The organism is Luteibacter sp. (genome assembly GCF_051958795.1).
In the GTDB taxonomy this organism is placed as follows: Bacteria; Pseudomonadota; Gammaproteobacteria; order Xanthomonadales; family Rhodanobacteraceae; genus Luteibacter.
In genome coordinates this window covers 1-5757 of record NZ_JBQCFT010000085.1, presented here as the reverse complement: position 1 = coordinate 5757, position 5757 = coordinate 1, and the positions used below count along the sequence as shown (strand labels likewise).

At 63.6% G+C, this 5757-nt stretch carries 9 protein-coding genes and 1 pseudogene; 2 read left to right on the top strand and 8 right to left on the bottom strand.

The window, feature by feature from the left end; translation table 11 throughout:
* Positions 1-251, top strand: a pseudogene (locus tag ACTHLF_RS04570) (leucyl aminopeptidase family protein); the annotation flags it as partial.
* 141 nt (positions 252-392) lie between these two features.
* Here the strand turns inward: ACTHLF_RS04570 and ACTHLF_RS04565 are convergent.
* The 4 genes from ACTHLF_RS04565 to ACTHLF_RS04550 all read right to left on the bottom strand — a co-directional run bounded on the left by ACTHLF_RS04565 (position 393) and on the right by ACTHLF_RS04550 (position 2515).
* Positions 393-731, bottom strand: a complete 339-nt coding sequence (locus ACTHLF_RS04565; protein ID WP_440325254.1) for a hypothetical protein — start codon at positions 729-731, stop codon at positions 393-395.
* A gap of 231 nt (positions 732-962) precedes the next feature.
* A complete protein-coding gene (locus tag ACTHLF_RS04560; protein ID WP_440325252.1) occupies positions 963-1322 on the bottom strand; it encodes a hypothetical protein in 360 nt (119 codons plus the stop codon).
* A 97-nt stretch (positions 1323-1419) separates the two neighbouring features.
* Positions 1420-1941 carry an Imm21 family immunity protein gene (locus ACTHLF_RS04555; RefSeq protein ID WP_440325251.1) on the bottom strand — a complete coding sequence of 174 codons (522 nt, stop codon included), beginning with the start codon at positions 1939-1941 and terminating at the stop codon, positions 1420-1422.
* 94 nt (positions 1942-2035) lie between these two features.
* Positions 2036-2515, bottom strand: a complete 480-nt coding sequence (locus ACTHLF_RS04550) for a DUF4019 domain-containing protein (RefSeq protein ID WP_440325250.1) — start codon at positions 2513-2515, stop codon at positions 2036-2038.
* Positions 2516-2672: 157 nt separating this feature from the next.
* On the opposite strand from ACTHLF_RS04550, the gene ACTHLF_RS04545 reads away from it, so the two are divergent.
* Positions 2673-2996: a hypothetical protein gene (locus ACTHLF_RS04545; RefSeq protein ID WP_440325249.1), complete on the top strand. Its 324-nt coding sequence runs from the start codon at positions 2673-2675 to the stop codon at positions 2994-2996.
* 4 nt (positions 2997-3000) lie between these two features.
* Here the strand turns inward: ACTHLF_RS04545 and ACTHLF_RS04540 are convergent, their stop codons facing one another.
* From ACTHLF_RS04540 to ACTHLF_RS04525, 4 genes are all read right to left on the bottom strand, one after another.
* On the bottom strand, positions 3001-3669 hold the full coding sequence (locus ACTHLF_RS04540; protein WP_440325247.1) for a hypothetical protein: 669 nt from the start codon (positions 3667-3669) through the stop codon (positions 3001-3003).
* Between the two features lie 100 nt (positions 3670-3769).
* Positions 3770-4360 carry a hypothetical protein gene (locus tag ACTHLF_RS04535; RefSeq protein ID WP_440325245.1) on the bottom strand — a complete coding sequence of 197 codons (591 nt, stop codon included), beginning with the start codon at positions 4358-4360 and terminating at the stop codon, positions 3770-3772.
* Between the two features lie 38 nt (positions 4361-4398).
* Positions 4399-5061, bottom strand: a complete 663-nt coding sequence (locus ACTHLF_RS04530; RefSeq protein WP_440325243.1) for an SIMPL domain-containing protein — start codon at positions 5059-5061, stop codon at positions 4399-4401.
* A 204-nt stretch (positions 5062-5265) separates the two neighbouring features.
* Positions 5266-5757, bottom strand: a 492-nt coding sequence (locus ACTHLF_RS04525; protein WP_440325241.1) for an anthranilate synthase component I family protein, incomplete at its 5' end; no start/stop codon positions are given.

The following is a 5757-nucleotide window of genomic DNA, read 5'->3' as shown; positions in this document are numbered from 1 at the left end:
TGCCCCTGTGGCGCCCGTACCGCCGCATGCTGGAATCGTACATCGCCGACTTCGCCAACGCCGGCCCGTCACGCCATGCGGGTGCGATCACCGCGGCGCTGTACCTCGAGCGCTTCGTGCCGGAAAGCCAGAACTGGATGCACCTCGACACCTACGCCTGGAACGACGGCGACCGCCCCGCACACCCGCGCGGCGGCGAGGCGCAAGGCCTCCGCGCCTTCTTCAAGTTCCTTTCGAACCGGTATTCCTGAAGCGCCCTGACGGCCCGACACCCATCGTAGGAGCCCACCCTGTGGGCGACATCTTTCGCGAAGACGCCACAGGCCCTGCAGCTCTTCCGCGAACGGCGTCGCCCACAGGGTGGGCTCCTACGACGGAAGATCTTTGGTGTGTCAGGCCGCCGGCTCGTCAGGAGCCGGCGCATCCGAAGCCTGCTTCGCTTCCGCCTCGGCACGCTTCTGCTTCACCGCGACCACCGCGCGCAAATTGCGCTCGAGCTCCGCAATGCTCAGCGGAAAATAGCTCTCGTCCCGATCGCTGACGCCCCAGCTCGCAATGCGCTTGTCGGTGGCACCGACACCAATCGCAACAAGCGCCGCCCTCACCTCTTCCGGCTTCAGGTCGGTCGCCTGCAGGATCAACTGCCACAGCCAGTTCATGCGCTGCGGATCCACGCCACGCAGCATCGGTGGGCGCGTGTATTCGCGGACGGGCGTCTCGTGTTCGCTCATGGCAGGGTCCCTGTTGGCCTGCCCGGGAGTATAGACGTGGCGCGGCACGACCGCGCCGGTCCCGACATCACACCAGAACTGCCCACACCCTGAGAGCCGCATCCTGAACATCGCCACCAAGCCCCCTTGGGGCCTTTGCGTGGTCCCTGCGAGCCGAGATTGCGCGGCCTCGTGGATGGCGGCAATTCCACCAGAGGGGGTAAGCGGTTTGGCTGACTCAATCCCCGGGAGTTAGATAAGCACCAGGTCCGGCCGGCGCCATCGCCGCCACGCACTATCGGCGGCGCCGCTAACTCGCGACCAGAGCGTGTCCTGACGGAAGAACGTGAAGCCATCCGGTTTCTTCGAAAGATCGCTTTCCGGCGGAATCGTGTACATCCCAACGATGACGCAAAGCGTGCGACAGGCGCCTTCTTCCACCAGCCTCACGTCATGCCGGGCCATGCGCGCCAGAAGTTGTTCCCTGGCAGCTTCGTGCATGGCTTCGAATGTGCCCATTTCAAGGTACAAGGTGGCGACGAAGCCATAGCGCGCGTCCTCGCCCCCTATCGTTACGAAGAGCCCCAGTACACGATACATACCGTAGTTCATTTTGGATTCGACTCTTTCTGTGGATCTCGCAGCAAAAGCGCATCCCAATCGCCTCGCGAGCTTTCAATTGCGAACGTGCAGGACGGCCAGATCACGGTCAGGCAACCCTTGCAAGCCGATGAAGCAACGCCGAGGTGCCCTCATCGTCCGTCAGGACAGCGTTCGCGACGTCGTAAGACGTGCCATCTAGCGTGATGGTGACCGCGGGATTAGCGCCCCAGCCCACGTCAGCCGCTTCGAAGAGGACGTGATCTCCACGATGCGTTGTGAATCGCGCGACGGTCGTAAAGGGCAAGCTGGCGATTGACCGCAGCAGCGCCGCCTCCATCGCTTCAGCCGAAGGTGCAGCCCGCCACCGAACCAGCACGACATCGCCACCCATGTGGCGGACGGATGTGGCGTCTGGCTCATCGCCCAGAACGAGGATTTGAGGGAGGCCCCCGCAAACGTCGACCTCGGCCTCGACCGCGCATGCCCACGCGTAATCGGTGGGAAACCCGTGGCCACGACCGTTGCCGGACGCGCCCTGCCACGTTCCCAATAGAGATCGATGCATCAAAACCAGAGGGCCACCTTTGGATGAGATCCAAAGTGGGCTGGCATGTCCCGACACGCTCATCGCTTCCCCGTGCACCGGCACACTCGCCGGCGTTCGCGAAATCTATTGGGGGGTTGGCGACGGTGTCAACGGTGATAAGGGGCGAGGCGCGCCCTCACTGTACGAACGAGATCTCGCGCTGCACCGGCCGGATCACATAACCCACGGGCAACCAGCCTTCCTTACCTGGCGCCAGCGACACGGTCTCGAACAGCACCGCCTTGGCGTAATGGGCAAGGAAGATCACGTTGAGGTAATCGCCGGCGGGCAGGCCGACCGGGTCCCGGACGCGGGCCATCTCGAACCACTCGCGCCCGACCAGGACGCCACGGTCCAGGCGGATCTTTCGCAGGTAACGCACCCAGTCGGCCCGGGGCACCATCCGCTGCATCATCGCCCCGGCCTCCAGCCACATGGCGTCGGGACGGCGGGCATCGGAAAGCTGCACCCAGTGCTGGGCGGAGGCCAGGGCCTTATCCAGGGACTTCGGCTGCGGCCCGATCCGCGGCGCATTGGCCACGGTAAGCATCGCGCCCAGGGGGCTTGCCGCCGGCCGGGCGACCGGGGCTTTTCGAACAGGTGCCGTGGCGCTCATTGGGAAACTCCCCCGAGGGTACGCCACCAGCTTGGGCGCCCCGGGGGGTTTGCGGCAATTCGGCCAGAAGGGCTACCCGATTCGGCCACCCGGGGACCGGATACCATGACGTCGGCGCCACCCACCTACGCGGCGTGTGTTCCTACCAGGAGTTCCGATGGCCTTCCCGACAGATCGCGAGACCCTATCGCTACGAGAACTCTACGATGGTGCGAACTATGGGGACGTGATGGACTTCGAGCGGTTCGATGAGCTGCTCACCCATGTCGCGCAGGAGGTAGAGCTCCCGGCCGGGAAGTTGAGGATCACGGATCGCTTCGATCAGGAACTGAAGCCTGACTGGCTTCACGCGTGGGATTCCGGCCTTGCGATGTTGGCGTTCGACGTCGAAGACGGCCTTAAGCGGCACAAGAGAAAAGGCGAGAAGGTCAATCTCTGGACCGTCGACGATTATCTCCGCCTGATGAACGAGCTCTACTGACGCGTCAGCGCTTGCCGAACGCCAATACGTCGGCGGTATAGGTTTCGACCACCAGGCTGAAGGGCTGGTTGGCTTCGTTGTACAGGACGGCACGGTGGCGAAGGACGTCATGGGGAATGGCCAGAGGACCCTGCCCTGACGCAGGCAACGGCGCGTCCATTTCCCAACCCTTGGGCAGCGGCGACCAGAGCAGGTCGGCGCTCATGGTCTGGCGGCGGAAATGCAGGGGCTGCACCACCTTGCCGAACGGCTCGTCGGTGGAGTCGAGCACCTGGTTCATTTCGGGCGTGAGCCGAGCCGGGACATACCAGTTGTCGGCTTCCGAAAGCACAAGTTTGCCGCAGGCGAGCTGCACGCGACGGTAGCGCACGGGCTCGTCGGCACTGATCCCCAGGGCCGCGCGGTCTTCAGCCGCGAGCGGCTTGTCCTGACCCTTCACCCGGTGCGCCACGATCTTCGCTTCCGGTGCCAGCCCATGCTCGCCGCACCAACGCTCAAGGGTGAGTGTGGCACTGGGATGGCTGAGCAGGTCGGCGTTGAGCGATTCCAGCAGCGCCAGCACCTGGGTGCGCGAGGCGACGTCGTTGGTAAACGGCGTGCGCGCTTCCGAAGGCGATGACACGGTCGCCATGACAGCGATGGAACCAGCGGCAATGATTTTCTTCGTTACCATCTCAAAACACCCGCGGGATTCTTATATTCACTGGGACCAGCTCACCAAGGATACTCCCCGGCAAAATACCGGCCAAGCGGGATCCCAGGCGAACGCCGACCTATACGGGTGACTCATCTTCGACGGATAGGTTCGTTAGCGCATTGAGCTTGTCGCGGATGGCCGCGCTTTCCGGCAACCACCCTGGCGTCGCTTTGTAGGCTATTTCGAAGGCTTGCCTGGCTCGCATCGCATCGCCTTCTCCGTCGATCAGCGATGCCTTCATCAAAAGCATGGTCCAGACAAGACGGCTGTCCTTGAATCCCCGCTTCAATTCGTCCTCTCTGATCGCTTCGTGTCTGCGCCAGCGACGAATCAATTCAGGCACGCTGCCGCGGACGACCGTGCCTGCCCGTGCCTCGCTGCCGATCCACGCCAGTGCCTCGTCCACGGGCAAGGCGATCTGGGCGTCACGGACTACAACACCTTCCCGCTCAGCCAGCCGAAAGAACGCCGCGATGGCGTAAGGATCTTTCCGAATGCAGGCCTGCGCGAGGAAGAAGCCGATGCGGCACTTCCGACAGAACGCACATCGCCCGCGCTTTTGATGCAAGGTCTCCTGCGCCGCTGCCAGCTGCGCAGGACTGGATAGCAGGCCGCCCTGGCGTAAGGCCAGGGCAGCCATGACAGGAAAGCACAGGTAGCGGGTCACGTTGGGCTAAATCATCGGCAGCGATGTCATCGATACGATCAAGGCTTGGCGGTATCGAGGAGGAACGTCGCGTAAATGCTGCTTTCCTTTTTCAGGCTGCCGACGGTCAGGTCGATGGGTGGCGCTTTGTTCGGCGCGGCGGCAAAGCCCATGATTCCTTCGTCATCGTAGCGGTTGTTTCGCGCAGGCTGGTCGGAAACCGTGTAGAGCCCGCCGAGCTTCACGCCATAAGCCTTCGCAATGCGCTCCGCCTTGCGCTGCGTATCGCGCATCGCCTCTTCGCGGAGTTCGGAATCGATCGTGTTCGCGTCGCTTCGGGACACGGATGTACCCACGATCTGTAGCTCCTCGCCAGCGGTGTCGAGGCCGTCGATGAAGTGGCGAAGATCTTCCAGGCGCGCGAACGTGGCAGATGCCGTCCGGGTCACTTCGGAGCCATCGTTGGTCATTCTGTCGTCCACATAAATGCTGTGGGGTCCGATCGAGAATGTCGAGGCATCGATGGATTCGGGAAGCGCGTGGTTGGCGCGGAAGCCCGCCATAACCTTGGCCATCTGTTCTTCCACCCGTAACCGCGCCTTGGCCGGCTTGGGGTCCGAGGCCTCTACCCTGATGTTGATGCTGAAACGATCCGGCTGCACGTGCCGCTCAGCGTGGCCGGCGACATCGATATGCGGTGCGGTTTGGGCGAATGCCAGCATGGGCATGGCGGCGAACGAGATGGCAACGATGCGAGCTTTCATGAATTACCGGACTCCCTGGTGGTCATGTTGGATGAAGCTACAAACTTGCCATCCCGTCGTAGGAGCCCACCCTGTGGGCGACGCCTTTCGCGAAAGACCTGCAGGGCCTGTAGCACCCTCGCGAAAGATGTCGCCCACAGGGTGGGCTCCTACGAGGGCGCGTTACAGCCCCTTGGCGGCTTGGGCTACTGCGCGGAATAGGGCCCTGCCCTTGTTCATCGTTTCTTCCCACTCGGCTGCCGGGTCGGAGTCGTAGACGACGCCGCCGCCCGCCTGCACGTGCGGGCGGCCGTCCTGGATGACGGCGGTGCGGATCGCGATCGCGGTGTCGGCGTCGCCGTGCCAGCCGATGTAGCCGATCGCGCCCGCATAGACATTGCGCTTGACCGGCTCCAGCTCCTGGATGATTTCCAGCGCGCGGATCTTGGGCGCGCCGCTGACGGTGCCGGCGGGAAAGGTCGCGCGCAGCACGTCGGCGTAGCTCATGCCGGCCTTCAGCCGGCCAGTGACCTCGCTGACGATGTGCATGACGTGGCTGTAGCGCTCGATCACGAACCGCTCGCCGACTTCGACCGTGCCCGCCTCGCTCACGCGGCCGACGTCGTTGCGGCCGAGGTCGATCAGCATCAGGTGCTCGGCGCGTTCCTTCGGATC

Excerpts from the sequence above, each read along its gene's own strand:
- ACTHLF_RS04555 (WP_440325251.1), bottom strand. The coding sequence starts at position 1,941 with ATGAGCGTGTCGGGACATGCCAGCCCACTTTGGATCTCATCCAAAGGT.
- ACTHLF_RS04530 (WP_440325243.1), bottom strand. The coding sequence starts at position 5,061 with ATGCTGGCATTCGCCCAAACCGCACCGCATATCGATGTCGCCGGCCAC.
- ACTHLF_RS04560 (WP_440325252.1), bottom strand. The coding sequence starts at position 1,322 with ATGAACTACGGTATGTATCGTGTACTGGGGCTCTTCGTAACGATAGGG.
- ACTHLF_RS04565 (WP_440325254.1), bottom strand. The coding sequence starts at position 731 with ATGAGCGAACACGAGACGCCCGTCCGCGAATACACGCGCCCACCGATG.
- ACTHLF_RS04550 (WP_440325250.1), bottom strand. The coding sequence starts at position 2,515 with ATGAGCGCCACGGCACCTGTTCGAAAAGCCCCGGTCGCCCGGCCGGCG.
- ACTHLF_RS04540 (WP_440325247.1), bottom strand. The coding sequence starts at position 3,669 with ATGGTAACGAAGAAAATCATTGCCGCTGGTTCCATCGCTGTCATGGCG.
- ACTHLF_RS04545 (WP_440325249.1), top strand. The coding sequence starts at position 2,673 with ATGGCCTTCCCGACAGATCGCGAGACCCTATCGCTACGAGAACTCTAC.